At 32.5% G+C, this 2,185-nt stretch carries 1 protein-coding gene; it reads right to left on the reverse strand.

Annotation, left to right across the window (positions count from 1 at the left end; translation table 11 throughout):
• Positions 1 to 260: 260 nt before the first annotated feature.
• Positions 261 to 1,154 carry a patatin-like phospholipase family protein gene (locus ACIP9G_RS22670; protein WP_340821505.1) on the reverse strand — a complete coding sequence of 298 codons (894 nt, stop codon included), beginning with the start codon at positions 1,152 to 1,154 and terminating at the stop codon, positions 261 to 263.
• Between the last annotated feature and the right edge of the window lie 1,031 nt (positions 1,155 to 2,185).

Consider the following 2,185-nt stretch of genomic DNA (forward strand, 5'->3'; position numbering starts at 1 on the left):
GATGTCCAAAATTTTGTTTCGTTCACTAACGAAGTTAGCTAATAAAAACTATATTGATTACGTTTTGCTTGTTCAGTTTTCAAGGTTCATTTTGTTAACTGTTTTGTAAGAGCTAACTTTTATATAATAACATGTTTTTGAAATAATGTCAAACATTTATTTTGTTTTTTTATTTCGTAGTTACATGTCGTAACAGCAACTTTTATATAATAACATCTAGTTTATAAGTCGTCAATAGGTTTTATCATTTTTTTAGAATTTTATATTCTAAACCTAGGCCATGTCTTTAAGAATTGAATAGTACGATTCCTACCTATCTCTAGTAAAGTTTCCTTTGTCTCCTCATTTAAATCAAATTGCGTAGCGCTATAATCATCTACCGGAATAAAAACAATATCTCTTTCATGTCTTCTTGAAATATATCTTTCATCATGTGCCCCTTTCATAGTTGCAAATAACGCTTCAAATAAATTTAAACCATTCTTTATTACTTGGGGACATTGTTCTTCACTACTTCTACTTAGTTTAAGACCAAGTACTGGTCGCTTTTTGCGTCCTTCTTTATCATCAAAGATCCATAGAGGGAAATTACTTAATACACCACCATCAACAATGACTGATTCGCCTTTTCCTGTTTTTAATGTAACCGGTTCAAAGAAAAATGGAATTCCACAGCTCATACGCAATGCACTAGCAACAGAAAAATTACTAGCATCGATTTGATACTTGTGTAAATCATCTGGTAAAACAATAATTCTACCATTTGATAAATCCGACGCTACTAATTTCAATGAACCTTCGGGTATATCCGCAAAAGTGTAAACTCCCTTATCCGCTAATTTTTGAAAGAACCATTTTTCTAATGCTTTCCCTTTATACAAGCCTAAATGGTTATAGACATTAATCCATTTCATAAACGGCAATGGCAGAAATGTTTTTCGAGGGTCTAATAATGAAGGTACATCCAACTCTTCAAGCATACATTCAATTTCTTTACCACTATAACCAGCAGCAATAAAAGCTGCTAAAATAGCTCCAGCACTTGTTCCTGCAACCCGTTTAAAGTGGAAATTTTCAGCTTCTAATACTTGATACGCTCCAACTAATGCGAACCCTTTCAATCCCCCACCAGAAAAAACACCATCAATCCACAAAATTCCCTCTCCTTTTTCAAGTAATGGTTACATTATAGGAAACTAGCAAAAAGATTAGAACTTAAAAAAGCGAAATTTGTCGATTTAGTAAAGCAGTATAATACTCAACTCTGTAAACAACTTGTGTGCCTAAATTGGAATCAACGTTTAGCAAATATTTTGTTATAATGCGTTCTTTAACTATAAAATTTTAGCCGTATCGCCCCTCCTTACTTATAGTTAAAGAATAGAGGAAACACAGTTCCTTAGTTTTCATCTGTGTAAATTTAGCATGATGGCCAGAAGTCCATATTCTTCATTAATTAAAAAGAACCCCCTTGTATTAAACAGCCTTCATAGAAATTCATATATAGGCACTAATAGGGACTAGCAATTCTGCTATGTAAAACATCACTTTATAAAAAACCAATCTTAACTGAAAAGGCAGCAATGACAAAGGATAAATCCCTTTCATTACTGCCTTTATCTTTTAACAACTGAGTATTATAAAAAGGTACTTACTGAATAAACTTACTATTCATCATATAAATCGTAAGTTATTAGAACGATCAAAATATAAATCTTATAAAAATACCAAATCTTAAATTGCACAAGTGATTAATATCTGCAATTTCTCTTAAATATGTATAAATATATATAAGCATCTGAAAATACGCAATAGTGTTAACACCATAGCTTTAAAAAGATTTAGTATTGCTTTCCCATCTGATGTAAATATGCATCAATTACAAACTCATCACAACACTTATCTCTTCAATAATAAATGATAGATTGTTACCCCCTTGGGAATCTATACTTACAGATAGAACTTTCTCTGAATCTATATGGTGGTCGTATTTACTCGAATACCCCTAACGGGCTTCTAGCATCTATCTTTCGCAATTCGTTTAATTACACAATCGTCATCTCTATTAAATCTTTATTTTTAGATAAAACAAAAAAACAGCCAGCTATTGCTGACTGCTTTGTGTGCCTAGCGACGTCCTACTCTCACAGGGGGAAGCCCCCAACTACCATCGGCGCTAAAGAGC

The organism is Lysinibacillus sp. NPDC093197, from assembly GCF_044754025.1.
Lineage (GTDB): Bacteria > Bacillota > Bacilli > Bacillales_A > Planococcaceae > Lysinibacillus.